The sequence below is a fragment of the Marinobacterium marisflavi genome, from assembly GCF_982447095.1.
Map to the genome: position 1 here is coordinate 1,617,826 of NZ_OZ457898.1, position 26,745 is coordinate 1,644,570.

General features: G+C 52.7%; 28 protein-coding genes. 17 read left to right on the forward strand and 11 right to left on the reverse strand.

Annotated elements, in window-relative coordinates:
- Positions 1-240 precede the first annotated feature (240 nt).
- Positions 241-1,391 (forward strand): IS3 family transposase gene (locus AC1WNR_RS07980; protein ID WP_481642738.1). Its coding sequence is split into 2 segments (ribosomal slippage): positions 241-478 and positions 478-1,391, totalling 1,152 coding nucleotides; the frame shifts between segments, so codons are not numbered across the junction.
- Between the two features lie 55 nt (positions 1,392-1,446).
- On the opposite strand, the gene AC1WNR_RS07985 is transcribed toward AC1WNR_RS07980, so the two are convergent.
- Entirely contained in the window at positions 1,447-1,746 is a 300-nt protein-coding gene (locus tag AC1WNR_RS07985) for a GIY-YIG nuclease family protein (RefSeq protein ID WP_481643978.1), read from the reverse strand.
- 165 nt (positions 1,747-1,911) lie between these two features.
- Between AC1WNR_RS07985 and nhaD the strand changes: the two genes are divergently transcribed.
- Positions 1,912-3,156, forward strand: coding sequence for a sodium:proton antiporter NhaD (gene nhaD, locus AC1WNR_RS07990; RefSeq protein ID WP_481643979.1), 1,245 nt, complete (start codon positions 1,912-1,914; stop codon positions 3,154-3,156).
- Here the strand turns inward: nhaD and cysG are convergent.
- From cysG to AC1WNR_RS08020, 6 genes are all read right to left on the reverse strand, one after another.
- On the reverse strand, positions 3,129-4,538 hold the full coding sequence (cysG, locus tag AC1WNR_RS07995) for a siroheme synthase CysG (protein ID WP_481643980.1): 1,410 nt from the start codon (positions 4,536-4,538) through the stop codon (positions 3,129-3,131). The two genes, nhaD and cysG, sit on opposite strands and share 28 nt — an antisense overlap.
- Positions 4,539-4,559: 21 nt before the next feature.
- On the reverse strand, positions 4,560-6,674 hold the full coding sequence (locus AC1WNR_RS08000) for a hypothetical protein (protein WP_481643981.1): 2,115 nt from the start codon (positions 6,672-6,674) through the stop codon (positions 4,560-4,562).
- A gap of 61 nt (positions 6,675-6,735) precedes the next feature.
- A complete protein-coding gene (locus AC1WNR_RS08005) occupies positions 6,736-7,359 on the reverse strand; it encodes a phosphoadenosine phosphosulfate reductase domain-containing protein (RefSeq protein WP_481643982.1) in 624 nt (207 codons plus the stop codon).
- Positions 7,356-7,805, reverse strand: a complete 450-nt coding sequence (locus AC1WNR_RS08010) for a DUF934 domain-containing protein (protein ID WP_481643983.1) — start codon at positions 7,803-7,805, stop codon at positions 7,356-7,358. Before AC1WNR_RS08010 ends, AC1WNR_RS08005 begins: the two co-directional genes overlap by 4 nt.
- Positions 7,789-9,447: a nitrite/sulfite reductase gene (locus AC1WNR_RS08015; RefSeq protein ID WP_481643984.1), complete on the reverse strand. Its 1,659-nt coding sequence runs from the start codon at positions 9,445-9,447 to the stop codon at positions 7,789-7,791. The genes AC1WNR_RS08010 and AC1WNR_RS08015 overlap by 17 nt, the downstream gene beginning before the upstream one ends.
- 14 nt (positions 9,448-9,461) lie before the next feature.
- On the reverse strand, positions 9,462-10,247 hold the full coding sequence (locus tag AC1WNR_RS08020) for a sulfite exporter TauE/SafE family protein (RefSeq protein ID WP_481643985.1): 786 nt from the start codon (positions 10,245-10,247) through the stop codon (positions 9,462-9,464).
- 239 nt (positions 10,248-10,486) lie between these two features.
- Between AC1WNR_RS08020 and cysD the strand changes: the two genes are divergently transcribed.
- The 12 genes from cysD to AC1WNR_RS08080 all read left to right on the forward strand — a co-directional run bounded on the left by cysD (position 10,487) and on the right by AC1WNR_RS08080 (position 20,866).
- A complete protein-coding gene (cysD, locus tag AC1WNR_RS08025; protein WP_481643986.1) occupies positions 10,487-11,404 on the forward strand; it encodes a sulfate adenylyltransferase subunit CysD in 918 nt (305 codons plus the stop codon).
- Positions 11,404-13,059, forward strand: a complete 1,656-nt coding sequence (gene cysN, locus AC1WNR_RS08030) for a sulfate adenylyltransferase subunit CysN (protein WP_481643987.1) — start codon at positions 11,404-11,406, stop codon at positions 13,057-13,059. Before cysD ends, cysN begins: the two co-directional genes overlap by 1 nt.
- Before the next feature lie 113 nt (positions 13,060-13,172).
- Positions 13,173-13,754: an electron transport complex subunit RsxA gene (gene rsxA / locus AC1WNR_RS08035; RefSeq protein ID WP_481643988.1), complete on the forward strand. Its 582-nt coding sequence runs from the start codon at positions 13,173-13,175 to the stop codon at positions 13,752-13,754.
- A 10-nt stretch (positions 13,755-13,764) separates the two neighbouring features.
- The gene (gene rsxB / locus AC1WNR_RS08040; RefSeq protein ID WP_481643989.1) at positions 13,765-14,358 is read left to right on the forward strand and encodes an electron transport complex subunit RsxB; all 594 of its coding nucleotides are present in this window, start codon (positions 13,765-13,767) and stop codon (positions 14,356-14,358) included.
- Positions 14,355-16,517 carry an electron transport complex subunit RsxC gene (rsxC, locus tag AC1WNR_RS08045; RefSeq protein ID WP_481643990.1) on the forward strand — a complete coding sequence of 721 codons (2,163 nt, stop codon included), beginning with the start codon at positions 14,355-14,357 and terminating at the stop codon, positions 16,515-16,517. The genes rsxB and rsxC overlap by 4 nt, the downstream gene beginning before the upstream one ends.
- Positions 16,518-16,520: 3 nt before the next feature.
- The gene (gene rsxD, locus AC1WNR_RS08050) at positions 16,521-17,558 is read left to right on the forward strand and encodes an electron transport complex subunit RsxD (protein ID WP_481643991.1); all 1,038 of its coding nucleotides are present in this window, start codon (positions 16,521-16,523) and stop codon (positions 17,556-17,558) included.
- Positions 17,558-18,220: an electron transport complex subunit RsxG gene (rsxG, locus tag AC1WNR_RS08055; RefSeq protein WP_481643992.1), complete on the forward strand. Its 663-nt coding sequence runs from the start codon at positions 17,558-17,560 to the stop codon at positions 18,218-18,220. The genes rsxD and rsxG overlap by 1 nt, the downstream gene beginning before the upstream one ends.
- The gene (locus tag AC1WNR_RS08060; RefSeq protein ID WP_481643993.1) at positions 18,217-18,942 is read left to right on the forward strand and encodes an electron transport complex subunit E; all 726 of its coding nucleotides are present in this window, start codon (positions 18,217-18,219) and stop codon (positions 18,940-18,942) included. The genes rsxG and AC1WNR_RS08060 overlap by 4 nt, the downstream gene beginning before the upstream one ends.
- Positions 18,939-19,577 carry an endonuclease III gene (nth, locus tag AC1WNR_RS08065; RefSeq protein ID WP_481643994.1) on the forward strand — a complete coding sequence of 213 codons (639 nt, stop codon included), beginning with the start codon at positions 18,939-18,941 and terminating at the stop codon, positions 19,575-19,577. The genes AC1WNR_RS08060 and nth overlap by 4 nt, the downstream gene beginning before the upstream one ends.
- An 80-nt stretch (positions 19,578-19,657) precedes the next feature.
- Positions 19,658-19,828 carry a carbon storage regulator gene (locus AC1WNR_RS08070; protein WP_481643995.1) on the forward strand — a complete coding sequence of 57 codons (171 nt, stop codon included), beginning with the start codon at positions 19,658-19,660 and terminating at the stop codon, positions 19,826-19,828.
- Positions 19,829-19,887: 59 nt separating this feature from the next.
- On the forward strand, positions 19,888-20,295 hold the full coding sequence (locus AC1WNR_RS08075; RefSeq protein WP_481643996.1) for an immunity protein Imm33 domain-containing protein: 408 nt from the start codon (positions 19,888-19,890) through the stop codon (positions 20,293-20,295).
- Between the two features lie 154 nt (positions 20,296-20,449).
- Positions 20,450-20,866 carry an Hsp20 family protein gene (locus tag AC1WNR_RS08080; RefSeq protein ID WP_481643997.1) on the forward strand — a complete coding sequence of 139 codons (417 nt, stop codon included), beginning with the start codon at positions 20,450-20,452 and terminating at the stop codon, positions 20,864-20,866.
- 69 nt (positions 20,867-20,935) lie between these two features.
- Here the strand turns inward: AC1WNR_RS08080 and AC1WNR_RS08085 are convergent, their stop codons facing one another.
- Together AC1WNR_RS08085 and AC1WNR_RS08090 are read right to left on the reverse strand one after the other, a co-directional pair.
- Complete coding sequence (locus AC1WNR_RS08085; protein WP_481643998.1) at positions 20,936-21,604, reverse strand: GntR family transcriptional regulator; 669 nt, start codon at positions 21,602-21,604, stop codon at positions 20,936-20,938.
- A 104-nt stretch (positions 21,605-21,708) separates the two neighbouring features.
- Positions 21,709-22,395 (reverse strand): SOS response-associated peptidase, encoded by a 687-nt coding sequence (locus AC1WNR_RS08090; RefSeq protein ID WP_481643999.1) that lies wholly within the window; start codon positions 22,393-22,395, stop codon positions 21,709-21,711.
- A 98-nt stretch (positions 22,396-22,493) separates the two neighbouring features.
- Here AC1WNR_RS08090 and AC1WNR_RS08095 point away from each other — a divergent pair, with 98 nt between their 5' ends.
- From AC1WNR_RS08095 to AC1WNR_RS08105, 3 genes are all read left to right on the forward strand, one after another.
- The gene (locus AC1WNR_RS08095; protein ID WP_481644000.1) at positions 22,494-22,721 is read left to right on the forward strand and encodes a DUF2798 domain-containing protein; all 228 of its coding nucleotides are present in this window, start codon (positions 22,494-22,496) and stop codon (positions 22,719-22,721) included.
- A 97-nt stretch (positions 22,722-22,818) separates the two neighbouring features.
- Complete coding sequence (locus AC1WNR_RS08100) at positions 22,819-23,706, forward strand: ribokinase (RefSeq protein ID WP_481644001.1); 888 nt, start codon at positions 22,819-22,821, stop codon at positions 23,704-23,706.
- A 16-nt stretch (positions 23,707-23,722) separates the two neighbouring features.
- Positions 23,723-24,559, forward strand: coding sequence for an isopenicillin N synthase family dioxygenase (locus tag AC1WNR_RS08105; RefSeq protein WP_481644002.1), 837 nt, complete (start codon positions 23,723-23,725; stop codon positions 24,557-24,559).
- A 100-nt stretch (positions 24,560-24,659) separates the two neighbouring features.
- Here the strand turns inward: AC1WNR_RS08105 and AC1WNR_RS08110 are convergent, their stop codons facing one another.
- Complete coding sequence (locus AC1WNR_RS08110; RefSeq protein WP_481644003.1) at positions 24,660-25,400, reverse strand: spermidine synthase; 741 nt, start codon at positions 25,398-25,400, stop codon at positions 24,660-24,662.
- Positions 25,397-26,533, reverse strand: a complete 1,137-nt coding sequence (locus AC1WNR_RS08115; protein ID WP_481644004.1) for a response regulator — start codon at positions 26,531-26,533, stop codon at positions 25,397-25,399. Before AC1WNR_RS08115 ends, AC1WNR_RS08110 begins: the two co-directional genes overlap by 4 nt.
- Positions 26,534-26,745: the final 212 nt, after the last annotated feature.

The window sequence follows — 26,745 nt, forward strand, 5'->3', positions numbered from 1 at the left end:
GATTTCGGCTCGTCAATTCCCATAATGACCCGGGTCAGGTTGCTGAGCTCAGCACCGAGTAAACGGCTCCCTCTGCATTCCCTTTCAGTTTAGTTCTCAAAATGCGAAATACCAATGAAAGGTATTCAACGCATAAGGCTTTGTTTTTCCAATATTGCTCCGCAGCAAACTGGTGGCAAGGCCCTAGTATTGTAGACACCTGTTAGCGTTACACTAACGCCTAACATGAGGTGATCACAAATGAGTGCGAAACGTTACACTGAAGAGTTCAAAATCGAAGCAACCAAGCAAGTCACGGAACGCAACTACAGGCTCAGCGAAGTAGCTACGAGATTAGGAGTTTCAGAGCCGACTCTTCGCAACTGGGTTAAGAAATATGGCTCCGCGAGCTCTCAACATCATACGATTAATGATCAGCAGGAAGAGCTCCGTAAACTCAAGGCTGAGCTTAGACGTGTCACTGAAGAACGAGACATATTAAAGGAGGCCGCAGCGTACTTTGCAGCCGAGTCAAAGAGAAGTACGCGTTCATAAAGTCACGACTTGATCAGTTCCCAATCGCAGCGATGTGCAGAGTGCTCGATGTTGAACGCAGCGGTTTTTACGCCTGGCGTAGGAACCCGGAGTCGAAACGCGCACAGGAAGATAAGCGCTTATTAACGAAGATCAGGCAGTTTTGGGCTGAGAGTGGATTTGTGTACGGCTACCGAAATATAACAAAAGATCTGAAGGATGATAACGAGCAGGTCGGGAAAAACCGAGTGCATCGTATTATGCGGCAGAACGACATCTCATCTCACCGGGGTTATAAGAAACACAGAGGCTTCAGTGGCGGGGATCTTAGTCTAGTGGTGCCGAATACGCTTGCTCGAGCGTTTGATGTTGACGCTCCCGATGAGGCTTGGGTGACCGACTTTACTTACATCCGAACTCACGAGGGTTGGCTATATCTGGCTGTTGTCATTGACCTATTTAACCGTCAAGTCATCGGCTGGAGTATGAAGAACAATCCTCGGGCAGAGCTGGTCATCGATGCGCTTATGATGGCTCTTTGGCGTCGGCAACCCAAAGGAACTGTTCTGATCCACTCCGACCAAGGTGTTCAATACACTAGCAGCGACTGGCGTACCTTCTTAAAGGACCACGGTTTAGAAGCCAGCATGAGTCGACGCGGGAACTGTCACGATAACGCCGTCGCCGAGAGCTTCTTCTCGAACCTCAAAACCGAGCGGATCAAGCGCAAAATCTACCCAACACGGAATGAAGCAAGAGCGGATATCTTTAATTACATCGAGCTGTTCTACAACTCATCGCGCCGTCACGGCAACAATAATGGGATGTCTCCAGCTCAATATGAAGAGCAGTATTTACAAAAGCTGGCAGCTGTCTAGGAAACTAGGGCCTTGCCATGGATTTAAATCAATTTTTCTAGGCGATTTTTGCCATTCAACTGGAGAAATCTTCAGGCTCAAATTGGTTGAAAATTAGCGCCTCTTTGTCTCTAACTTTCAACCGTTTTATTGCGGCCTCCCGCTTCGTGGCGCTGGAGCGGTTAGACTGCGACTCCAGATAGACAATCTCAATCGGCAAACGGGCCCGAGTATACCGGGCGCCACCTTTAATCTCCCCACGATGCTGACGCAAACGTCGTTGAGGGTCTGTTGTCACGCCAGTGTAGAGCGAACCATCACCACAGCGCAGGATGTAAACAAACCAATTTGACTGAAGTTTCTCCTCGCGACTCATTGTTCTAGCTTGACTTCCCGAGCATAAGGGTATGAAAAAATATTGTTAAAACAGCAGCATTTAGTGTCACACATCAGCAAGTAGTCTGACCAAAATAGAGTAGACTCTGCGCATCTCAATTACCGCGCAGTGCAAACCTCTGCGTTAGCTTACAGGACCAAGTCCATGCTTCACACCGTTCTTATCGGTCTCGCCTTCGTGGCACTCCTCTCGATCATTTTCGAAGAGGTGATTCATGTAAACAAAGCTAAATCGACCCTCTTTCTTGGGAGCCTCGCTTGGATCCTAGTTTTCCTTTTCCCTGAGACAGGCGTCAGTGCAGAGGAGCTGAGGCACAAGTTGGACGAGAACATCCTCGAAATAGCAGGACTCTGGCTGTTCCTGATGGCTGCGATGACCTTCGTCGCCTTTCTCAACCAGCAGGGCCTTATCGAGACGTTGATATATAAAATGCTGCCGCGGCGTATCAGTGAACGCAAGCTGATGTTTTTAGTTGCTGTCTTCGCCTTTGTCTTCTCATCCCTCTGTGACAACATCACAGCGACATTGGTCTCTGTCGCGCTTGTGCTCTCTCTGCGACTGGACCGGCGCAAAACGCTGCGCTTCACCGTTATGGTCGTTTTCGCCGTCAACTCTGGTGGTGTTGCACTCATTACCGGCGACGTAACGACGCTGATGATATTCCTCGCAGGTAAAGTGGAGATTCAGGAGCTGTTACTACTCTCCCTCCCCGCTTGCGCTAGCGTACTAACCCTGGCTGCCATGCTGGCGATGCCGCTGCGCGGCACAACAGAGATTATTCCCACGCCAAGACGGGACGACCATGTCGGTAAAGTGATCGCAGTAATTTTTCTGGCGACCATTATCGGCACTATCCTGTTAAACGTCATAGCAGGCATTCCACCGGTGCTGACCTTCCTCTTCGGCTTGTCAATCATGTTCCTGATTGGGCGTTTCGCTTACTCGGAAGATAAGCGCGAGAACCTGCTGGACTACATCCGCAAGATCGAGTTCGACACGCTAATGTTCTTCCTCGGTATCCTACTGCTTGTCGGAATGCTGAAAGAGATTGGTGTTCTCGACAACCTGGTGGGTATCTACCAAGTTATGCCTGTTTACGCGGCTAACTTTGTAATGGGACTATTCTCAGCCGTCGTCGATAACGTCCCACTTACCGCTGCCCTGCTGAAAGCCAATATCGATATGTCGCATGCCGAATGGCTAATGCTGACCTATTCGGTGGGAGTTGGCGGTTCTATGCTGGTTATCGGCTCGGCCGCCGGCATAGTGGCAATGTCGAAAGTGGAGATCCTCACCTTCGCAACCTATGCCCGTTATGTTCTATTTTTGGCGATCGCCTTTGTCGTGGGGTATGCCGGAACCTATGCGATGGGCACTCTGCTACTCTGATTATCGCCATACCAAGCGAGTTCAGAGTGTAATTCCACAACTTCGCCTACAATAATCAGTGCCGGCGCAGGCAACTGCGCCTGCGCCTGCTTCGCGCAAATATCGTCTAACTGTCCCGTTAACACTTGCTGATCCGCACGCGTACCGCGCGAAACGATCGCCACTGGCGTGTCAGGTGCTTTACCGGCTCTCATAAGGCCTGCTGTCAGAATATCGAGCGTGTGCAGACCCATATAGAACACGAGGGTCTGATTTGTACCTGCAAGCTCATCATAGTCGATCTCAGCCGAACGCTTCTTTAACTGACCGGTGATAAATTTGACCGACTGTGAGTAGTCGCGATGCGTCAGCGGAATACCGGCATAGGTACTACAAGCGCTTGCGGCGGTGATCCCAGGAACCACCTGAAAGGGTACGCCAGCCTCTTTCAACTGTCGTAGCTCTTCACCACCGCGACCAAAGATAAAGGGGTCACCGCCCTTCAGACGCACAACTCGCTGCCCGGCTTTGGCGTGCTGTACCAACAGATCGTTGATGCCCTCCTGCGGCACCGCGTGGTTATCGCGCTGCTTACCTACATAGATCAGATCCGCATCTCGACGGCAGAGCTCGAGCACCTCAGGAGAGACCAGCGCATCATAAAGCACCACGTCGGCCTGTTGCATCAGCCGCAGCGCCTTAAAGGTGAGCAGTTCAGGATCACCAGGACCCGCGCCCACCAGATAGACCTCACCGACCTGATGATCAGCATCAGCACGCTCAATCTGCTCGATCAGCAGCGCCTCTGCCGCTTCATTCTGCCCTGCAAAGACTCGCTCCGCCACGCTACCGCTCAGTACCTTCTCCCAAAAGTTACGTCGCTTATTGACGGTATCGAACTTAGCCTTCACTTGAGCGCGAAACCGCCCCACCAGCTCGCCTAAATTCGCGTAACTTGGGGGTATTAGCGTCTCGAGTTTAGCGCGCAAATTGCGCGCTAAGACCGGTGCCTTACCCGCTGATGAGATTCCAATCACGATCGGGGAACGATCAACAATTGCAGGGAAGATAAAGGTGCACAAAGGCGGGTTGTCCACCACATTCACGGGTAGACCGGCAGACACAGCATCCGCATGAACGGCTCGATTCACCCGATCAATATCGGTAGCGGCGACGATCAGGCGAACCCCTTTAAGGTGGTCCACATGATACTCAGCTTCGATCAACTCACCGCCAGATTCGCTAATCAGTTCTCGGACTTCAGCATCAATTCGAGGTGCAACGAGCCGCACGCGCGCGCCGGCTCGCGTAAGGAGCCGCCCTTTACGCAGGGCAATATCACCACCGCCAATCAACAGTACAGATTGACCTTTAAGGTCAAAGAAAAGCGGCAGATATTCCAACTGAAACTCCCAGTTCAAGCCCTAATTGATCGGGCGGTACTTAAATAGCGATTCGTAACCATCTTCGGCATAGAGACAGGTAAAACCATCGGTCTCGGCGATCAGTGCACAACTGGCATTGTACGGGCCGTACTCCTCCCACTGGGCGGTGCAATCATCACGCCCTCTTGAGCTCTGGCCTTCAAACAACAACTGATTACCCGCCTGACTCCAACGGTACTCCAGTTCATAGAGCTCACAGGTGCCACGTCCATCGGTCTCGCTATATGAGCCAGTGCCGTCGGCGCGAATCGTCTCGATACCAATACGCTCGCCTTGGTCACAACTGTAGGTGTGATCATATATCTGATAGCGCCCGACCGGCTCTACAGCTGGAGCGGGCTCCGGTTCTGCTAGCGCGAACAGAGTTGTAGTATCCAGCCCTTCAGCTGTGATACCCATGGAATAACCCGCTCGCAGCGGTGTCTGGCGCAGCAAATTAGCCAAGCGAGTGCGTTCGATACACAGACTCGTCTCATCGGAGCCGGCACCGTTTTGCAGTTCGTCTACAGGGAAGCTCGCAACCAGATCACCGAATGCGGGGTAATTTAGACTCATCTGCATCAAACCGTTGGGCGCAAGGCCCTCGCTTCTTAGGTTATTGGCAGCTGCAGTGGACTGCTCTCCAGTGCTCAGGGTTATGTACTGCCCGTTTACTGCAACCTCAGCCGTAAGACCGGGCTGAATATCCCCAAAATCCACGGTGGCCGATGAGCCATCGAGCGGAATTTGGCCATAGGCTGCAGCCGGCGAACCGGCCGCCAGAGATGCCAGCAGCGCGGGATTCTGAGTCGCTACACTAAACAGCAGATCCAGTTGTTTGATCGGTGCTAGCGCAGTACCAAACTCAAGATCGTAAAGTGATACACCGATGCCTTTTACGCCCTGAGCCATACCCGTCAACATACCCATCAGAGCAGGATTATTCTGTAACATCTCCTGCTGTACTTGACGAATCTCAGCACAGGCAAATGTCGCCTGAGTAAATTGATTCCACAGCTGGATGGTCACCGGCAACAACTGATCCATATCCAGACCCAGACCAAAGCCAAGTAGCTGCGCATCAAAGTCGGCGACGTGTTGGGGCACATGCCCATTCAGCAAATTCAGCTTCTGCAGCGTATCTCCAGTTTTAATCTCAATCACTGAACGACTGGCGACGCGCAACTCAGGCTCGGTCTCTACTGAGGTGTAACCACCAACAATTCGTGGCGTCCAGCCTGCAATTCGGGCGTACTCCTCGCGGCAGACCTGAGTCAACGAGTCAGCTGGACTTGGCTCCTGCAGTAGCGCCGAGAGCGCCTCGATGTCGGTTGCCATACGAGAGCTCTGTGTATTTAGGAAGGCCTCAGCCAGACGCTGAATATCCAGAACCAGATTGAAGTCGTTGGTAAAACCGTAACGTTGTTTCAGACTCGCCAACGCGCCACTGCTCTTGAGGCTTTCGGCAGGTGTGGCGATACGTAGACGCTGTGCCAACTCACCTGCACTATCGAACGGGGTCGTAAAGCTCAGCACGGCGATATCGCCGCGCTGAGTCACAACGAGATCTATCTGCTCAGTTTCGTTAGGCGGTGTTAACCGAATACTGAGATACTCGTGCCCAGCGATCCGCATCTCAGCAACGGAGAGCCCTGCGCTGCGAGCCTGTAACTCCCAGAATTCAACAAACCGGTTATTATCTTCTGCCGCAATGTGCAGAACAGGCACAAGCCCGTCAAGGAAGAGCTCTTGATTGCCGCTCATCGATAGTCCCAAGCGGGCATAGACATCAGCCATATCGCTGCCAGGAGCAAAAAGGTTACGCACGACGGCTGCACCAAAGCGCTGCAAGGGGGCGTAGCCCGAACCGCTCTCTAGCTCCTGAGCAATGGTCTCTGCGTCAAATTCGAGATCGGGTTGAGCGTAGAGGTAATCTAGCTGTGCCAACACTGCCGGCGTTGCACGCCCACCGGCGTAAAGCACCGTATCTGCGGGTACATACTCACCGAGCCGATGGTCAGCAACATCATCAGCAACCCAAAGACCCGTGCTGCCACCCACGGAGAGCAGCGCACTAGTAATCCAACTCTTTACAGCCAGTAGACCCGGTTCCATAGAAACTCCAGAGACAGTGTCAGCAGCGTTTCAGGCTGCCGAGCAATGAATTTGCCTCAGATCAGAGCTGTGTATGGAGACCACACTCGCGCGTCTCCAGCGCCTTAGTTGGATCGAAGTAGTCCAACTCGTTAGGCAGAGCGAATCGCTCAAGGTAGGCCTCTAGGTCGGCCTCACTCCAGTGGAATAACGGCGCAACCTTTAACACAGCGTCACGGCTCTGGCTCACAACGTCCAGCGACTGACGGAACTCTGTCTGATCCTTTCTTATGGCATTAAACCAAAGATCGGGTTTAAGTTCACTGAGTGCTCGCTGGAAGGGTTCGAGTTTAACCTGGCGGGTAAACTCTTCATGCTGGGGATCATCCACATCAGGGATACCTCCCATCAACACATTGCGCCGGGCACTACTCACCTGTGGAATATAGGTGACGATATTAAGGTCCAAACGCTCAATCAAGGATTCAGCAAAGCGGTAGGTTGCCGAGGTGTTGTAGCCCGAATCAACCCACAGCACCTGGATCTCGGGCTTAACTTGGGTAATCAGATGCAAAATAACCGCTTCATAGGGTCTGAAGTTCGTTGTAACCAGAGGTCGCTGACTGCGCTCCAGAGCCCAGCGCACAATCTCATCGGCACTGCGCTGATCAAGGTACTGGTTTGCAGCTTGAAGATCGAGGGTCATGCTGTCGCTTCCTGTTGTCGGTAGATTGGCAGTGGCTGATCCACCGCGCCCTGGTACTGAGCGCTGATCTCAGTGTACGCCTCTAAATGCTCACGCCTGAACAACTCGTCATCAAGCTCAACCGCGTCAAAACCGCAACGTTCAAGGAATTGTAGCTTATCACGGCTGGTCTCACCTACTGCACGAATCTGACCGCTAAAGCCTGCCACTCGTAGCTCCCGAGCGATACTGAACGAGCGCCCATCCCTCAAAATGGGAAACTCCAACGCGATCATGTCAAAACGGCTAGCGTGCAGGAGCAACTGATCCAAAGGATCCTCTCCGTTGGCACGTATCGCTTTTATAGCGGCCTGTGCAGCAGCGTCAAGCTCTAGATATTCGCTAAATGCCAAGGGCTCAGGCTGACTATCGATCGGGTGTATCTCACGATTAACTAGCAACGGCATAAACGGCCTCCTTAAATGGTGCAACGCCCAGACGACGTACAGTATCTATAAAACGCTCACCCTCGACACGAAGATCTACATAGGTCTCCAGCAAGCGCTCTAAGGTGGCAGCAACATCGTCCGCTGCGACAGCACGACCGAGGACTTTGCCAAGAGACGCATCTTCGCGGCTCGAACCACCAATCGTAATCTGGTACCAGTCCTCACCTTTCTTATCGACCCCCAGAATACCAATGTGGCCGACATGGTGATGGCCACAAGCATTGATACAACCTGACATGTTGAGGCGTATTTCACCGAGATCGTGCAGGTAGTCCAGATCCTCAAAGGTGCGGTTGATCTGCTCAGCGATATTCAAGGTGTGTGCGTTCGCCAGGGAGCAGAAATCAAACCCCGGGCAGACAATCATATCGGTCAGCAGGCCAATGTTGGCGCGTGCCAAGTTATGTTCAGTTAGCACCTGCCACACTTCGTACAGATCAGCCTGAGCTACATCAGCCAGCACCAGATTCTGCTCATGTGTTGAACGAATTTGAGCAAAGGAGAAGCGCTCAGCGAGATCAGCCACAATCTCCATCTGTAGCGCGGTAATATCACCGGGGGCTCCCAGGTGCGGCTTCAACGAGACAGTGACAGCTCGGTAGCCCGGTTGTTTGTGCGGATGGGTATTGCGCGCATACCAGGTGCGAAAATCTTGATTGGAGTCGAGCTTCTCATCCAGCGTCAAATCGGCTGCGGCATCTTCTCTGTAAGGGTGATCTGCGAAGAATGCGGTGACGCGGTCAATCTCCTGTTGAGGAATCCGTAGCTCGCCATCTTTGAGAGTTTGCCAATGGCGCTCAACCTGTTCGGTAAAGGCTTCAATGCCCATGGCTTCAACCAGTATTTTGATACGCGCCTTGTACTTGTTATCACGTCGGCCTTTGAGGTTGTAGATACGCAAAATCGCCTCAAGATAAGAGAGCAACTCCGGCGCAGGTAGGAAGTCCCGGATCTTCTTACCGATAATCGGTGTGCGACCGAGCCCACCACCCACAAGCACCTCAAAACCGAGTTCACCGGCCTCGTTGCGCACAAGATGTAGGCCCACATCATGTACCTGAGATGCCGCACGATCTTCACTTGATCCAGTGACTGCTATCTTAAATTTGCGCGGCAAATAGGCGAATTCAGGATGAAGCGTTGACCACTGGCGTATCAGCTCACACCAGGGGCGTGGATCCTCGGTCTCGGATGGGTGAATACCGGCAAAGTGATCGGTCGTCGTATTACGAATACAGTTCCCTGAAGTCTGAATGGCATGCAACTGCACTTTCGCTAGACGCTCTAAAATATCCGGCACCTCTTCTAGCTTCGGCCAGTTGAACTGAATGTTGGTGCGTGTAGTGAAGTGACCATAGCCTTTATCGAAATCACGCGATACCTCAGCCAGCACACGCAACTGCTCGGCGCTCATCAGCCCATAGGGAATTGCGACACGCAGCATCGGAGCCTGACGCTGGATATAGAGACCATTCATCAGCCGCAGAGCCAAGAACTCATCTTCGCTGAGCTCTCCAGCGATAAAACGCTGGGTCTGATCGCGATACTGCGCAACGCGCTCATCAATCAGGCGCTGATCCACTTCATTGTATATGTACATCGTTTTTCTCCAGACTAACCGGCCAGCACAAAGCGCAAACCGATTGCCATTAACAAACTTCCTATCACCGGCTGCATCACACGATGCGAGAGCCTTGCTCCCAGGTAACTGCCGACAAACACACCCGGCAGTGACCCCATCAGCAGATTCAGCAGCAGCGAGGTATCAACGCTACCCATCTGGTAGTGTCCCAACCCAGCAACCGCGGTTAGCAGCACCGCATGCAGCAGATCGGTACCAACAATCTGTGCCATCGAGAGTCGTGGGTAGAGCAAGATAAGCACCGCAGTACCTAAAGCTCCGGCTCCCACCGATGAGAGCGTCACCAGCACACCCAAGACTACGCCGGCTAACAGAGTTAACAGCGGACGTAGCTTTTTAAGGCGCTGCCCTATCTCTGTTTCGCGCATACCCTCGGCTAGTAGCTTCACGCGCTGACGCATAAATACTGCAATCGAGGTCAACACCAGCGAGAATCCCAGGGTTAAATTGATAACCTGCTCTATCAGAGCCTGTGCCCCGAAGCTCGCGAGTAGCTCCAGCGTTAACAACGAAGCGGGTAAGCTGCCGGCCAGTAGCAACACAACAACTCGGTAGTGCACCAGTTGCTTGCGCGCATACCCGAACACTCCACCGCACTTGGTGATCGCTGCATACAGAAGATCGGTACTCACTGCGACAATCGGCGCTACTCCAAAACCCAAAATCAAGATAGGGGTCATCAGTGCGCCGCCACCGATACCGGTCAAACCAACGACAAAACCAACCACAAGACCGGCCAAGGTGTAAGCAATTTCCACTTTAAAGCCCTCTAAATCCGGCGTTGTATATAACTTTCGGCGATATTAAATAGAAATACATATAACTGGAAATACTATTTGCCTGTTTATTTATAACGGAATCTTATATACCTACTTGAAATAAAAAAAGGGTTGAATATAACCAAATGATACTAAGCAAAGTTTTAAATATTCTTTTTACTTATATCAATCCATGCTGATAATAACCTAAAGTTTTAACCAACCCTTAGGTACATCTGATGCAACAGCTCAGCGAACAGCGCCTCACACACCTGCAGCAATTAGAGGCAGAGAGTATTCATATCATTCGAGAAGTAGCCTCCAGCTTTGACAATCCGATCATGCTCTACTCTATCGGGAAGGACTCTTCTGTGATGCTCCACCTAGCCCGCAAGGCTTTCTATCCAGGCAAGCCGCCTTTTCCTCTGCTCCACGTGGACACCACTTGGAAATTTAAAGAGATGATCAGCTTCCGCGATCAGATGGCTGAAGAGTCGGGCATGGAGCTACTGGTGCATATCAATCAAGAGGGTGTGGATATGGGCGTGGGTCCGTTCACGCATGGCTCATCACGCCACACCGATATTATGAAGACTCAGGCGCTTAAACAGGCATTAAACAAGTACAAGTTTGATGCAGCTTTTGGCGGTGCGCGCCGTGATGAAGAGCGCTCGCGCGCAAAAGAGCGAGTCTTCTCCTTCCGCGATCGGCACCACCGCTGGGATCCCAAGAATCAACGTCCAGAACTGTGGAACATCTACAACACGGAGGTGGATCAAGGCGAGTCAATTCGCGTCTTCCCGCTAAGCAACTGGACTGAGCTAGACATATGGCAATACATATACTTAGAGAATATTTCTATCGTTCCACTTTATCTTTCTGAGGTGCGACCTGTGGTCGAGCGGGATGGCATGCTGATCATGGTAGATGACGAAAGAATGCCAATTAATCAGGATGAGATCGTGCAGCACAAATCGGTGCGTTTCCGCACTCTTGGCTGCTACCCGCTAACAGGTGCGGTGGAGTCTGAGGCCAACACCTTGCCTGAGATCATTCAAGAGATGCTGCTGGCGACAACTTCGGAGCGCCAAGGCCGTGCGATCGATCACGATAGCGCCGGCTCGATGGAACAGAAAAAGATTGAAGGGTACTTCTGATGAACCAAGAACAGGACTTAATTGCTCAGGATATCGAGGGCTACCTTGCGCTTCATGAAAACAAGGAGCTACTGCGTTTTATTACTTGCGGTAGTGTTGATGACGGAAAATCTACGCTGATCGGCCGCCTGCTCCATGACTCAAAGTTGATCTACGAAGACCAGCTTGCCGCGGTACAGAACGACTCAAAACGCATCGGCACCACAGGCGAGGAGATCGATCTCGCCCTGCTTGTAGACGGTCTGCAGGCGGAGCGTGAGCAAGGAATCACCATTGATGTCGCCTACCGCTATTTCTCAACAACTAAGCGTAAGTTCATCATCGCCGATACACCAGGGCATGAGCAGTACACCCGTAATATGGCGACGGGCGCATCCACTGCAGATCTCGCTATCATTCTGATTGATGCGCGGCACGGCGTGCAAACACAGACGCGTCGCCACAGTTTCATCGTCTCGCTGTTGGGCATCAAACACACCATCGTAGCCATCAACAAGATGGATCTAGTCGACTACTCACAGCAGCGCTACGAGGAGATACAACAAGAGTATCGCGATTTTGCTCAGTCACTTAATTTGAGTGACCTACACTTCGTGCCACTCTCTGCACTCAAAGGCGACAATGTGGTGAACAGCTCCGTCCGCATGCCTTGGTATACAGAGGCGCCTCTGCTCTCCCAGCTTGAGACGATTCAGATTCGAAAAGTGCATTCAGCAACACCGTTCCGCTTCCCAGTACAGTATGTCAACCGCCCTAACCTCGATTTCCGCGGCTATGCCGGCACGGTAACGAGCGGTGCAGTGCGAGTCGGCGACGAGGTTAAGGTTCTACCCTCAGGTAAACTTAGCCGTATTAAACAAATAGTCACTTGGGACGGTGAACTACCCGAGGCGTTTGCACAACAGGCCGTCACATTGACCCTTGAGGATGAAATCGATATCTCTCGTGGCGATCTACTGGTGCACGCCGATTCAGCTCTCAAGCCATTACGAAACTTCAATGCGCACCTCGTCTGGATGAGCGATGAGCCTCTGGTGTCGGGCCGTGCCTATGCGCTCAAGCTCGCTAGCAGCTCAACCAGCGCGGTGGTGAGCCGCATCCACCATCGTATTGATGTAAATTCGCTGGAACGCTGCACCCCAGCCGCACTGGGCCTGAACGAAATTGCCGAGGTCGAGATCAGCGCCGAACGCCCAGTGTTAGCAGATGATTACCAGTCATTACGTCAGACCGGGGCATTTATTCTGATTGACCGCCTAACCAATGCTACCGTGGCGGCGGGTATGGTTTCGAGCTCAGAGCACGTCGTTGACCGTATCACGCTCTACTCTCAACCAGCTGTCTCAAAGGAGGATCGAGCTATACGCCTGGGCCAACAGGCACTGGTGATCGGGCTTCCAAACGCAGACAGCACACTGCTCTACACGCTTGAAAGAGCTCTGTTTGAGCGTGGACGACTGGCCTTCATAGCTGCACCTGGGCAGCAGCAGGCATTGGTTGATGCAGGGCTGATTGTTCTGAGTCAATCCAGTGAGGGCGCCGATTGGATAGCATCCTGTGAGCAGGGAGCTGATCTTTTCCTCAATGAGCGCTTGGATAACGCACAACGGGTAGAATTGATTCTGGATGCACTAGAGCAGCACCAAATCATCTAAACCCCCTTAAAAAACAGGGTAATAGCGCGCTCCGTTCTTTGGAACGGGGCGTATACCTGGGTTACAATATCGATTCGCTCAACCTGAGAGCTTGTCAAAGAGTAAGGGACAGAATGACCGATTTTCTGCTGATACTCATCAGTACCGTACTGGTCAACAATTTTGTGCTGGTTCAGTTTCTTGGACTCTGCCCATTCATGGGTGTTTCCAACAAGCTAGAGACCGCTATGGGCATGTCTTTAGCGACTACCTTTGTGCTAACGCTCTCATCGGTTTGCAGTTACCTGGTCTACACCTATCTGCTGCAGCCGCTCGATCTAATCTACCTGCAGACCGTATCATTTATTCTAGTGATCGCTGTGGTGGTGCAGTTCACAGAGATGGTGGTCCACAAGACCAGTCCCCTGCTTTACAAACTGCTTGGCATCTTCCTGCCGCTGATTACAACCAACTGTGCGGTGCTCGGTGTTGCACTGCTTAACATCCGCAAACAGAACTCCTTTGTGGAGTCTATTGGCTATGGCTTCGGCGCAGCGGTTGGTTTCTCTCTGGCACTGATCCTATTCTCGGCGATTCGCGAGCGCATTGCTGTTGCAGAGGTGCCCGTACCCTTCCGGGGCGCAGCCATAGGAATGATCACCGCGGGTCTGATGTCGCTGGCCTTTATGGGCTTTGCCGGCTTGGTAAAATTCTAGGGTGAGTAACATGGACGCGATTCTCACCGCAATTGTCGTGCTATTTGGGCTCGCGCTCATATTCGGCTTAGTCCTCGGCTATGCCTCAGTGCGCTTCAAAGTAGAGGGCAATCCGATTGTAGATCAGATCGATGCGATTCTGCCTCAGACACAGTGCGGCCAGTGTGGTCACCCAGGCTGCCGCCCCTATGCTGAAGCAATTGCGGGCGGTGAAGCGATCAATAAGTGTCCGCCTGGTGGGCAGGCAACCATTGACCAGCTCGCAGAACTGCTGAATGTGGAGTCCATCCCGCTCGATGCTGAACACGGCAGCGAGGATGTACGCAAGGTCGCCTACATTCGCGAGGATGAGTGTATCGGCTGTACCAAGTGTATTCAGGCCTGCCCTGTCGATGCCATTCTCGGCGCGGCAAAACAGATGCATACGGTTATTGTGGCGGAGTGCACCGGGTGCGACCTATGCGTCGATCCTTGTCCGGTCGACTGTATCGATATGATTCCGGTCGCAACCACGATCGGCAACTGGAAATGGCCAGCGCCGCCAAGCCCTATGCAGATCATCGCAACAGATAGACCAGCACAGGCAGAGGAGAGCCAAGCATGACCGTTTACGCTTTCCATGGCGGCATTCATCCACCCGAGAATAAACTGCAGTCGACGCTACTGCCTGTAGCCCAGGCCAACCTCCCGTCGCACTTGATTATCCCGGTGCTGCAGCATATCGGCATGGCCGCCGAGCCGGTGGTTAAGGTGGGAGATTTGGTATTGAAGGGACAGGTGATTGCTGAGCCCGTTGGACGTATATCTGCAGCGATACACGCACCCAGCTCCGGGCGGATAATCGACATCTCGCAACAGCCTGTACCCCACGCCTCAGGGCTCGAAGCTGAGTGTATCGTCATAGAAACTGATGGTGCAGAGACCTGGTGCGAATATGAGGGGCTCGAGGATTACACCCAGATACCTCCTCACAAACTGATCGACTTTATCCGCTCTAAAGGGATCGCTGGTATGGGCGGCGCAGGCTTCCCAACCGATGTGAAACTGCACCTAGGTGATGACCATATTGTAAACACATTGATCATCAATGCGGCCGAGTGTGAACCCTATATCACCGCCGACGATATGCTGATGCGCACCGACCCTGAGGCTATTATCGGCGGCATAGAGGTGATCGCTCACCTGCTAAAGCCGCACCATATTTTGATTGGTATCGAAGATAACAAACCCGAGGCAATCGCCGCACTCAATAGTGCAGCGGAGGCTTGTGCCTTGCAGATCGATATCCAAGTTGTACCGACCAAGTACCCCTCGGGAGGAGAGCGCCAGTTAATTCAACTGCTCACCAATATCGAAGTACCAAGCGGCAAAATACCGGCTGATGTTGGCATTGTTTGTCAAAATGTAGGCACCACTGCAGCGATTTATGAAGCGGTTACCACTGGCCGTCCGCTCATTTCGCGCATTGTGACGCTGACTGGTGATGCGCTGGCACAACCACAGAACTATCGCACCCTGCTGGGTACGCCATTTACCACTCTGCTAGAACAAGCCGGTGTCGATCAGCAGCGCCTGAGCAAACTGATAATGGGCGGCCCGATGATGGGCGTTCCCGTCACGAGCCCCCACATACCCGTGATAAAAACGACCAACTGTATTATCGCTACAACGGTCGAGGAGATGCCCGCACCGCCACCTGCACAGGCGTGTATCCGCTGTGGTCTTTGCGAGCAGGCCTGCCCTGCGCAACTGCTGCCGCAACAGCTTTACTGGTTCTCCAAGGGCAAGGAGTTTGAGAAGGCGCGCCAGCACAATCTATTCGACTGTATCGAGTGTGGAGCTTGCGCCTACGTCTGCCCGAGCAATATCCCACTAGTGCAATATTACCGCTTTGCCAAATCAGAGCTCCGCAATGAGGAGCTAGAACAGCGCCGCGCCGACCATGCCCGGGCCCGCTTCGAGGCACGCCAAGAGCGCCTCGAACGTGAAGCCGCGGAAAAAGCCGAGAAGCGCAAACAGCGATCGATTGAAGCGGCTGCGGCTCAAGCCGCTCGCAAAAAGGCGCAACAGCAGGCACAAGCTGAAGCTGCAACAGAGAATAGCAGTGCAGCAAGCAGTAATGAGGCCGAGGTGAGAGCGCTTAAGGTAGCTGCCGCGGTCGCCCGAACTAAACTGAGTAAAGCGGAGAAAGCGCTCAAGAGCGCTCAGGATAAGGGGCTGGATGGAGTAGACAAGTTAGAGGCTACGGTAGCTCAGTTAAGCGCTAAAGCTGATGAAGCTCAGGCCGCCTATGACAAGTCTTTGAATGCTAATAACAGCAGCTTGGAAATCGCAAAATCAGACGCAAAATGCGACGCAAATCAGGAAAATGGCCCTGATACACAGGCCCAAGAGCAATCTGCCGAGGAGCTAGACATGAAGGCCCTCAAACAGCAGGTATCAATCATGCGAACCAAGCTGAAGAAGGCCAAGGCGGGTAACCCTGAGAGTTCCGAGATTGCGTCATTGGAGAGCCGTTTAGCCGAAGCCAGCGCGACCTTAAAGGCCGCTGAGGATAAACAGATTGAGCGGGCTGCCGCAGAAGGTATAGACCTTAAACAGCTCAAGATTGACGCAGCCTTAGCCAAAGCTGCAGTCACGAAACTCGAACGCGCTGCCAAGGCTGCGCAGAGCGATGATGAACGCGAAACATTGGAGGCGCAGTTGCCACAAAAACGCGAAGAGGCTGATCAATTAGCCCAGAAGCTGGCGAGGTTCGAATAACAGATGCTGCTACGCTTGAGCTCCCCCCACGTCACCCGTAACAACAGCACCGCTGGCGTGATGCAGAAGGTTGTGCTGGCAATGGTACCGGGTATAGCGGCGCTTACGTTGCTATTTGGATGGGGCACCCTGATTCAGGTCCTACTCTGTGTAAGTTTCGGCCTTTTGTTCGAAGCAGCCGCTGTGCGACTTCGCAAACAGAATCTGAGCTTTTACCTGTCCGACTACAGTGCCGTTGTAACAGCGCTACTGCTAGCAGTCGCAATTCCACCCACAGCACCCTACTGGGTCGCGATCGTCGGCATGCTGGTCGCGATTCTCTTTGGAAAGCAGGTTTATGGGGGGCTGGGTAACAACCCATTCAACCCCGCGATGGTAGCCTATGCGCTACTTCTGGTCTCCTTCCCAGTTCAAATGACGAACTGGGTCTTACCGGGCGAAACGCTTGCCAGCGCCACGCAGACACTTTCATTGATCTTCGGCGGCGCCACTTCGACTGGCTTAGGTATAGATGGACTCACCGGCGCAACACCACTCGACCTACTGCGTAACCGCAGCGGTGTAACCACCTCAGAAGTCTGGTCAGGCGCAGAGCTCAGCGCTATCGCCTCCGCTTACCAGTACGTAGCACTGGCTTGGTTAGCAGGCGGGCTCGCCCTGCTCTATTTGAAAGTCTTTACCTGGCACACTCCTATCAGCATGATCCTGAGCCTTCTGGTACTCAGTGCGCTGTTCTATGGGTACGATCCGGATAACTACCTTGATCCGCTCTCGCATCTGACCTTGGGCGCAACCATGCTAGGCGCATTCTTTATAGCTACCGACCCAGTCTCGTCAGCCACGAGCACGCGTGGCAAGCTGGTATTCGGCGCAGGCATCGGGGCACTGGTCTTTGTAATCCGCACTTGGGGCAACTACCCCGATGCGATCGCCTTTGCAGTACTGCTAATGAACCTTAGCGCACCCCTAATCGATCAATACACCCAACCACGTACATACGGCCACAAGGGGATCCGCAAAGGCCCAAGGGGTGAAGAGTGATGCAAGAGATTTCGGAAAAGCCAACTAGATTGCTGGATGCGGTACGGCGCAGTGGCCTGGGGATCAGTCTGTTTGCCATCCTGTCTGCGGGTATTATTGCTATTACTCAAGTGAACACCAGAGAGCAGATCGCTGCTAACCAGGCTGCGGCGGCTGCGCGAGCGCTGTTTGAGATCTACCCTTCATCCATTGATCCTGAACTCTATCAGCATCAACTCCAGCTATCCCCAGACAGCCTTGGGCACAGCGCGCAACAAATCGCTTACCAAGCGATTGAAGCGGGTCAGGTGAGCGGTGTTATCTTGCCTGTGCGCACATCTGAGGGTTACTCCGGCGATATCGACCTGCTAGTGGGCGTCAACAGGGACGGATCCGTGGGTGGTGTGCGTGTAGTCACGCATCGGGAAACACCGGGACTGGGTGACAATATCGAGCTGGCAAAATCAGACTGGATTCTCAGCTTCAACGGTCGCTCACGTGATGGAAGTGACGACCCTCGCTGGGCGGTACGCAAAGATGGAGGCGAGTTCGATCAGTTTACCGGCGCAACCATAACGCCGCGCGCCATCGTCGATGCGACAGCTACAGCACTTGACTACTTTGAGGCGAATCGTGCGCTGCTACTTGCCCCGGTTACCCCCCAGACAGGAGGAGCGGAATGAGCACTGAAAACGCTAAACTGATCAAGCAAGGCTTGTGGGATAATAACCCGGCACTGGTACAACTACTGGGGCTATGCCCACTGTTAGCTGTAACTAATTCGGTTGTTAACGCGCTGGGACTGGGTATTGCAACGCTCATCGTTCTGACAGGTTCCAACCTGGCGATCTCACTGTTTCGCAATTTGGTTCCGGAATCTGTGCGTCTGCCGATATTCGTTATGATCATCGCCGCGCTGGTAACAGCGATCGAGCTTCTGATGCAGGCGCTCACCTATGATCTCTATCTGATTCTTGGAATCTTCATCCCATTGATCGTGACTAACTGCATCATCATGGGGCGAGCGGACGCCTTCGCATCACGCAACCCAGTGCGCGAGTCACTGGTCGATGGCCTGTCCATGTCGATTGGTTTTCTGATCGTGCTGGTGCTTTTGGGTGCACTTCGCGAACTTGTCGGCACCGGCGCCCTGTTTGCCAACATGCAGCTACTCTTCGGTGAAGCTGCCCGTGATTGGCACTGGGTGATAGCCGTCGACTATCCGCAGTTCCTATTCGCCATACTGCCGCCGGGTGCGTTTGTCGCACTCGGTCTGCTGATAGCGATCAAGAATGTGATCGACGCGCGAATAGAGGCTAAACGCAAAGCGCTAGAGTGCGCCCTCCCTCCACACCAGGGCGTTAAGGGCAATAAACGCGTGCGGGTAACGGGGCATATCTCGTGAATAAGCAAAAACGCACCGAGATCTTCGAGCGCCTGCGTGCAGACAATCCCCAACCCACAACCGAGCTCGAGTACAGTACCCCCTTCGAATTGCTGGCCGCTGTGCTCTTGTCAGCCCAGGCGACTGACGTCGGCGTCAACAAAGCGACGCGCAAGCTCTTCCCCATCGCTAATACACCGCAGGCCATTATCGATCTCGGCATCGACGGGTTAAAAGAGAAGATAAAAACCATCGGCCTTTTTAACACCAAAGCTGAGAACCTGATGAAAACCTGCCATATGTTGGTGGAACTTCATAACGGCGAGGTGCCGGAGGATAGAGAGTCACTCGAGGCACTACCCGGTGTGGGTCGCAAAACAGCTAATGTGGTGCTGAACACCGCGTTTGGACAACCGACGATGGCCGTAGATACGCATATTTTCCGAGTCTCTAATCGCACTGGCATAGCACCCGGCAAAAATGTACTGGAAGTTGAGAAGCGCCTGCTGCGCTTGGTGCCCAAAGAGTTCTTAGTAGATGCCCACCATTGGTTAATTTTACATGGGCGTTACGTTTGTGTTGCTCGTAAGCCACGCTGCGGGGCCTGTTTGGTTGAAGATCTGTGTGAATTTAAGAAAAAATCTGATTACGCTTAGCGATCCAAACTGGTCTAATACTTGCTTAACCTCTCAGGAAGAGAGAATCTCGATCATTCAACACGCAAAGGGACTAAGTCATGTTGAGCATTACTCGTGACCTCCGCAAGAACACTGTCGTTATTGGCGATGACATTAAAATTCGTGTGGTATCGATTAGCGGCGGCCAGGTGAAGCTGGCTATAGAAGCACCCAAAGAGTGCAAAATTCTGCGCTCGGAACTCATTGAAAAGCAGGATGAGTCGGCATAGGGCCTAACACCGGCCAACTCACATGCTAGAATGGGCGCCCGTCAGTTAAGGAGTGCCCCATGAACCAAAACGAAGCGAGCAAGCCCCAGCAGGGTGAAACCAACCAGACCAAAAACGGTTATCTGGCCCTCATGTCTCGTCTCGTGATCGACGAAAAATTGCCGGTGCGCTTCATGTACAAGACCGTTCCCGAGCACCTCAACGACACCGGATGGCGTCTATTCACGGGCTACGAGGACGAGGCCTTTCTCGCCGACGAGCAGGTCAACATGATTCCAATTCCACTGGAACGGCTCGTGCAGATCGACGACTCACTCGCGCCACTGCTGGAGTACAACGCCGGCACAGTATGGGAACGCCACCCAGAGTCAAACGGCTGGGAGCGGGTCTACGATTACAAGATTCCATCATCCAATGTTGATGTTGCGATCACTAACGATCCCGACCAGTTCAACGAGACTCACTGATCGCATCAACTAACAGACTTGAAATCCGAATTACCCATACCCATATCTTTCTATGAGGCAGGGGCGTAAGCACTGTCCGTTAATCGCGTTAGGCCTTAGGGGTAACGCAACAACTGAAGATATATACATATTGCTTTGAATTGAGGATATGACCATGCGTAATTTTGACCTTTCTCCGCTTTACCGCTCTGCAATCGGTTTTGACCGTCTAGCGAATATGCTCGATGCAGCCAGCCGCAACGAGCAACAGCCAAGTTATCCGCCATACAATATCGAATTGACCGGTGAGAACGCCTACCGTATCAGCATGGCGGTTGCCGGTTTTTCACAAGATGAACTTGAGATACTGAGTGAGAGCGGCAACCTAGTGATTCGCGGCAAGAAAGCCGAGGAGCAGGTTGAGCGCCAGTACCTCTACCAGGGCATCGCGGCGCGTAACTTCGAGCGTCGTTTCCAACTCGCTGACCATGTGCGGGTCGAGAGCGCGACTATTGCTGATGGCCTCCTGCACGTTGATTTGGTGCGCGAGATTCCTGAAGCGATGAAACCTCGCCGTATCGAAATTCGTTAACGAAAGAGTTTCGACTCAAGAGGCGACCGACTGGCTCAAGAACCCAGTAGGTTGGCTCTTGAGCCAACCTTAGCTATTTGGAAAAAGCGTCTGCATCACCTGTTGATTTGCATGCACTATATGCAGGCGCAACAACTCCGAAGCCGTCTTCACATCACGCTTGAAGGCGGCGTGCATAATCTGCTCATGCTCATCCACCTGCGGTTTAACGTTACTCTCTACGGCATGACTTAAGGAGAGTCGACGAAAGCGCTCGGATTGATCATAGAGTGTCGAGATAAAGCGCAACTGCCACTGCGATGGACAACCGCTTATCAGCGCCATATGAAAGCGGCGATTCTCGCGCGTGCGTTGCACAGCCGCTTCACTGTCTGTTAGATCAGTTTGTTTGCGCACGGCTAGCTCGCGGTGACGGGCTCCTGCAATACGCGCCTCCCAGTCCAGATCACCTAGCTCAATCGACTGTCTGAAAGCGTCTACTTCGAGCATCTCTCGTAGGCGTGAAACCTCAACAAACTCCTCTGCAGAGATTGGTGCAGCCCAGTAACCGCGCTGACCACGACGCGTTACTAGCCCCTCGGCCGCCAAACGAGATAAGGCTTCTCGTACCGGGGCTGCGCTCGAACCATAGCGCTCGGCAAGAACAGCGATGGATAACTTCGATTCAGGCTCTATCTCACCCTCTAAAATATCGTTACGCAGTTGTTGATACGTTGATGGATTTTCGATCTCTTCCACGGTTGCGCCTCAAAAGTGGTTTAACGCAAATTATCGCCGAAACAGCCAATTAGGTTCTAGTTCTCAAAACCCTAAAAAAGATACTTTTTGCAATTAAGTACTACTTAACTACGCTCTATCCGCGTTTCGGGTCGATTTAGGAGATTCAAGCCCGCCTTGTAACGGCTTGAATTAATAGCCGGGTCCAGCGCACGTACCCGTAGCGGCTGCGGCAGTTGCGGACGCAGAAGATGCATTAGCTTTCGCCCCTCGATATTAGGATCGAGCCATTGCTGCGCCTCATCCAACCCTAAACAGGCAGGCTGGCGTGTATGAAATGGCTGAAAACCCACAACGGCTTGTGTGGTTATCATCGTACAGCTGTAAAATTCAGTCTCCAGTCCCTGCCAATGCGACCAAAGACCTGCAACCGCCATTGCCCCCTCCTGATACTCCACCAGATAGGGTTGCTTTATCTCACCCTCTTTACGCCACTCGATAAAGCTCGACATCGGAAAAATACAGCGCTGATGATGCAGCGATGGCTTGAACGCCGGACTGGTTGCTAGTGTCTCTGAACGCGCATTGAACATGGAGTATCGTGTATCGGGCTGCTTTGCCCAGGCAGGGGTTAACCACCAGCGCATGGGTTCCAAGCCAGTCTCGCTCTGGGCTCTCACAACCACCGGAACCTGCTCAGTCGGAGCGATATTAATGGCTTCAGGCAACCGCTTACCCTGGGTCTGCAGCCCAAGCCCGTCCAGCAGTTCTCGCACCGCCTCACTATCCAAAAGATTGTAGCGTCCACACATGTTTTATCTCCGACAGCGCAAAAGATTTCATTCTAGGAATCGGCGTTCGACACTGGCATAATTAATACATTAGGAATTACTAATTAATGGGAAACCCAATGTTTCATCCTAGATTTACACCCCTTATCCAGTCCATTCTTATGAGTCTCGTTATGGTAACTATAATGACCTTCGTAATCACTGCGGTAAACACGGGCTTTAGTGAGGGTTTCGTGATTCGTTGGGGCGCTGCCTACCTGGTGGCATGGCCGATCGCATTCTCAGTAATCCTGGTCTTTGGTCCTCGTGTTCAGCGTCTTGCTACGAAGCTGTGTAATGCAGGCTAACTCATTCGCAAAATCCAACCCGGATCTACCAGCCTAGCGTTTAAGCCGAAGCTCTTTTGCAGTAATCTGAGCCAACAGAATCTGAAAAGGAATCCTTGTGCGCGTATTCAATCTTGGCTCAATCAATATCGATCACATCTTTCGCCTGGGTCACTTTCCTGCTCCAGGTGAAACCCTCACAGCACAGGATTACCTCTGTTGCCTCGGCGGCAAAGGTGCGAATCAAAGTCTAGCTTTGGCACTGGGTGGCGCGCAGGTACTGCATATCGGTCGAATGGCGGCACCCGATGAGCACTTTATCTCACCGTTACAGCGTGCGGGCGTCTGTTTAGATCAGGTCGCTACAGATGCAAAGGCGAGTGGCTCGGCGGTGGTATTGGTCGATCAGGAGAGTGGCGAGAATCAGATCATTATTAATCCGGGCGCCAACCAACAGATCGCCAGCGCTCAGATTGATATGGCGCTGGCACAGGCCAGCGCAGGTGATTGGGCTCTGGCGCAAAACGAGACGAATAACGTTAGCCAGTTTCTACAGCAAGCAAAATCTAGAGGTATGAATGTTTGCTACAGCGCTGCACCCTTTGTCGCTGAGACCGCTCTAGCGCTTCTGCCCCACACCGATCTTCTTATCGTTAATCAAATAGAGGCGGCGGCTCTAGCAAGCGCACTGGATTGCCCACTGGATAAAATACCGGTACCCCATCTGGTTATCACGCTTGGCGCTGATGGCGCTCGCTATATCGGTGAGGATGGCGACTGGTCGCTCCCGTCTCCGAAAGTAGAGGCTGTTGACACTACCGGGGCGGGAGATACATTTTTAGGCTTTATGCTCGCCTCTCTGACAAATGGTGTCAGTATGCGCACAGCTATGCACCAGGCACTGGCAGCTGCAGCGCTGCAGGTGACCCGCAAAGGGACAGCGGATGCAATTCCAAGCCTTGATGAAGTAAAACAATTTATGGCTGCACAGCCCTCAATAAGCTGAGCCCAGAAGGAGGGCTATGAACGTTAAACAGGTTGACTACAACTCCATGACCGCGGGTGATGATCTGGTCACATCACTGCATGAATCTGGTTTTGCTGTGCTGAAAAACAGCCCGATCACGCCAGAGCGCATCGACGCTTTCTATAAGCTTTGGGCGGACTTTTTTGCAGGCCAGGAGAAGCATAACTACACCTTTGAGCCGAGCAAGCAGGACGGTTATTTTCCGTTTCGTAGTGAGAATGCCAAGGATGCTCCAGCCAAGGATTTGAAAGAGTTCTATCACGTCTACCCCTGGGGCAAAGTACCCACAGGTGTAGAGGCCGAAACTCGCGCCTTCTACGCCGACCTACAGACCTTGGGTAGTGAGCTCCTCAACTGGATACAGACATATACACCCGACGCAGTGACCAACAACTTCTTCGAATCACTGGATAAGATGATCGCCGGTAGCGAACAGTCTCTGCTGCGAGTGCTGCACTACCCACCCATCGAGGGTGAAGTTGAGCCTGGTGCCGTCCGAGCAGCCGCTCACGAGGATATAAACCTGATCACCCTACTCGTCTCGGGCTCACAGCCCGGCCTCGAAGCGAAAGACAAGCAGGGTAACTGGTTCCCAGTAACCGGTGGTCAGGGGATGATCACCATTAACACCGGCGATATGTTACAAGAGGCGAGTGGCGGTTACTTCCCGTCGACGACTCATCGCGTAGTGAACCCAGATAGCGGTGCAAACGTCTCACGCTACTCCATCCCGATGTTCGTGCATCCACGTAAAGAGGTGCGCCTCAGTGAGCGCTACACAGCGGGCGAATACCTGGAACAGCGTCTCAGGGAGATAGGCCTAATCAAGTAGGAGGGATGTGCGCGCAGCGCATTTCCCGACCGATCCTTCCAGCGTAAGGGGGTTTGCGGCACAGCCGCACGTCGGGCTTCGCCAGATCCCTCCCACAGGATTACCGAGATACTGGCTTCATCCGTTTAGCGAACGAAAGTAGCGAAAAACCCAACTGATCACTCAATATTCGCGCCCTCTCCTTATAGGCTTTCTGACTCAGAGCGGGCATATGATGTGTGGCAAAGAGCAACCAGTTACCATCGGGTGTGGTCGAGGTAAATAGGTGCTCAAACTGCTTATCCAGCAGATCGAGCACCTGATCTGCTCGATGCTCCTGCCAACAGTTGAGCACTAGCCACCCTTTGGGTTGTAGGCGCTCAATACAAGCTTGCAAAAAACGGTCGTCAATCTGAGTTACACAGAGCCCTTGAGCATCATACAGATCCGAGAAGATCAGATCGAAACGTTTCCCGATCGGTTCCTCGACATAATCTGCAGCATCCTGAACCACAAGATTCATCGCTTTTGAGCGTGGCAGATAAAAGTATTTGTAAGCGAAGTCGACCACCGTTTGCCGCAACTCTACGACCTCCTGCTTCACGCCAGGACAGGCTGCAGCCATTGCTGAGTTGAGCGAACCGGCTCCTAAACCAAAACAGAGCACCCGTTTGGGCTCGACATAAAGTAAAGGTAGCAGCATGGAGCGAATGAACGGATATTGCGGATGGGACGGATTCGCCTTCAGGATGCAACTCTGTTCATCCTCATCGCCAAAGCTCAGGAAGCGACGATTGCCATCATCATAAACAGCGACTGTGCCGAGCCAATCTTGCTCACGGGCGATGCATTTGCCGTTCACCGGCTTGGTAACTCCACAATCACGCGCGCTCCCGACCCGAGTCGGCTTGAAATTCGTATGTCCCCACCGTGACCTCGAATAACCGCCTCTGCTCGGCTCAACCCCATTCCTAGAGCCTCGCCAACCGGTCGTGTCGTAAAGAAGGGGTCAGCTATTCGGCTGAGGTTGCTCGGCTCGATACCACAGCCAGTATCGCTGATAACCAGTCTAACCTTCCCCTGGGCTTCACTCAGGCTGAGCGTAACATCACCACCCTCTCGCGTGGCCCAGGCAGCGTTGTCGAGCAGCGCCTGTATGGACTGCTTAAGCTGTACTCGATCGCCACTAACACGACCTTTACATTGAAGATCCAAAGTTACATTGTCGCCGGCTAACTCCTTAATGAGGCCGACCAAATCGATATCAGGTCGAGTAAGCGGCAACTCGGCTGTAAAGGCTCGCAGACTGTCAACAATAGCGCAAATTCGATCCACACCCAGACGCATATCGAGCAGCATATCAGCGTAGTCCTCAATGATCTCATTGAGTTCTGAGGACGCAAGCGCAGACCTGGTTGCTTCAACAGACTCAGACGGGTCCATGAACCTTCTCATTAAGTCCAGTAGACGCGGCAAGTCACTCTGCAATAGCGACAGATTACTCTTTAGAAAACCCAAAGGATTATTTATCTCATGCGCAGCACCCGCTGCAAGCTGGCCCACACCTGCATAGCGCTCGGCAATTAGCCGTTTCCTCTCCGTCTCTTTCAGCTCGGCACGCAGCTCGACCGTTCGCATACCGACCTCAAGACGAGCAATGACCTCCTGGCGTACAAATGGCTTACTAATGTAATCATCAGCGCCGGCCCCTAAACCCTCAGCGATATCAGCACTCTCGGATTTGGCAGACGCCATGATGATATAGGTGTTCGCATCAGGAGAATCGGCGCGGATCATGCGGCAAAGTTCAGGGCCCTGGAGCTCTGGCATCACCCAGTCCATAAGGATTAAGGTACTCTCCAAACCGTGAAACTCGCTCCAGCTAAGCAGCTTCTCCGCTGACTCAAACATAAGCGCAGAGTACCCAGCCTCACGCACGAGGTGTCCAAGGTGCTCCCGACTTACGGAGCTGTCATCAACAATGAGTACCTGCATGATCAATCCGATAATTGTTCATAAAACGAGACTTAAGCAAGATGCAAGCCAACTTCGAGACATTTATGACTTTTATTTAAACTGCAGCAGGTCAATCTACGAAATAAGATAAGTTTTTGCAACGAAACGCAGTATCGCGATGAGAGTGGCGGGAAAAGTAGCAGAGAGAGTGGCGAAGGATGCTTAAAACTGTGCACCCTCCGCGCGAGCAA

What these genes read in the sequence shown, in the direction of transcription:
- AC1WNR_RS07985 (WP_481643978.1), bottom strand. Translation starts at nt 1,746, where the DNA reads ATGAGTCGCGAGGAGAAACTTCAGTCAAATTGGTTTGTTTACATCCTG.
- nhaD (WP_481643979.1), top strand. Translation starts at nt 1,912, where the DNA reads ATGCTTCACACCGTTCTTATCGGTCTCGCCTTCGTGGCACTCCTCTCG.
- AC1WNR_RS08000 (WP_481643981.1), bottom strand. Translation starts at nt 6,674, where the DNA reads ATGGAACCGGGTCTACTGGCTGTAAAGAGTTGGATTACTAGTGCGCTG.
- AC1WNR_RS08005 (WP_481643982.1), bottom strand. Translation starts at nt 7,359, where the DNA reads ATGACCCTCGATCTTCAAGCTGCAAACCAGTACCTTGATCAGCGCAGT.
- AC1WNR_RS08010 (WP_481643983.1), bottom strand. Translation starts at nt 7,805, where the DNA reads ATGCCGTTGCTAGTTAATCGTGAGATACACCCGATCGATAGTCAGCCT.
- AC1WNR_RS08015 (WP_481643984.1), bottom strand. Translation starts at nt 9,447, where the DNA reads ATGTACATATACAATGAAGTGGATCAGCGCCTGATTGATGAGCGCGTT.
- cysD (WP_481643986.1), top strand. Translation starts at nt 10,487, where the DNA reads ATGCAACAGCTCAGCGAACAGCGCCTCACACACCTGCAGCAATTAGAG.
- cysN (WP_481643987.1), top strand. Translation starts at nt 11,404, where the DNA reads ATGAACCAAGAACAGGACTTAATTGCTCAGGATATCGAGGGCTACCTT.
- rsxA (WP_481643988.1), top strand. Translation starts at nt 13,173, where the DNA reads ATGACCGATTTTCTGCTGATACTCATCAGTACCGTACTGGTCAACAAT.
- rsxB (WP_481643989.1), top strand. Translation starts at nt 13,765, where the DNA reads ATGGACGCGATTCTCACCGCAATTGTCGTGCTATTTGGGCTCGCGCTC.
- rsxC (WP_481643990.1), top strand. Translation starts at nt 14,355, where the DNA reads ATGACCGTTTACGCTTTCCATGGCGGCATTCATCCACCCGAGAATAAA.
- rsxD (WP_481643991.1), top strand. Translation starts at nt 16,521, where the DNA reads ATGCTGCTACGCTTGAGCTCCCCCCACGTCACCCGTAACAACAGCACC.
- rsxG (WP_481643992.1), top strand. Translation starts at nt 17,558, where the DNA reads ATGCAAGAGATTTCGGAAAAGCCAACTAGATTGCTGGATGCGGTACGG.
- AC1WNR_RS08060 (WP_481643993.1), top strand. Translation starts at nt 18,217, where the DNA reads ATGAGCACTGAAAACGCTAAACTGATCAAGCAAGGCTTGTGGGATAAT.
- AC1WNR_RS08070 (WP_481643995.1), top strand. Translation starts at nt 19,658, where the DNA reads ATGTTGAGCATTACTCGTGACCTCCGCAAGAACACTGTCGTTATTGGC.
- AC1WNR_RS08075 (WP_481643996.1), top strand. Translation starts at nt 19,888, where the DNA reads ATGAACCAAAACGAAGCGAGCAAGCCCCAGCAGGGTGAAACCAACCAG.
- AC1WNR_RS08080 (WP_481643997.1), top strand. Translation starts at nt 20,450, where the DNA reads ATGCGTAATTTTGACCTTTCTCCGCTTTACCGCTCTGCAATCGGTTTT.
- AC1WNR_RS08090 (WP_481643999.1), bottom strand. Translation starts at nt 22,395, where the DNA reads ATGTGTGGACGCTACAATCTTTTGGATAGTGAGGCGGTGCGAGAACTG.
- AC1WNR_RS08095 (WP_481644000.1), top strand. Translation starts at nt 22,494, where the DNA reads ATGTTTCATCCTAGATTTACACCCCTTATCCAGTCCATTCTTATGAGT.
- AC1WNR_RS08105 (WP_481644002.1), top strand. Translation starts at nt 23,723, where the DNA reads ATGAACGTTAAACAGGTTGACTACAACTCCATGACCGCGGGTGATGAT.
- AC1WNR_RS08115 (WP_481644004.1), bottom strand. Translation starts at nt 26,533, where the DNA reads ATGCAGGTACTCATTGTTGATGACAGCTCCGTAAGTCGGGAGCACCTT.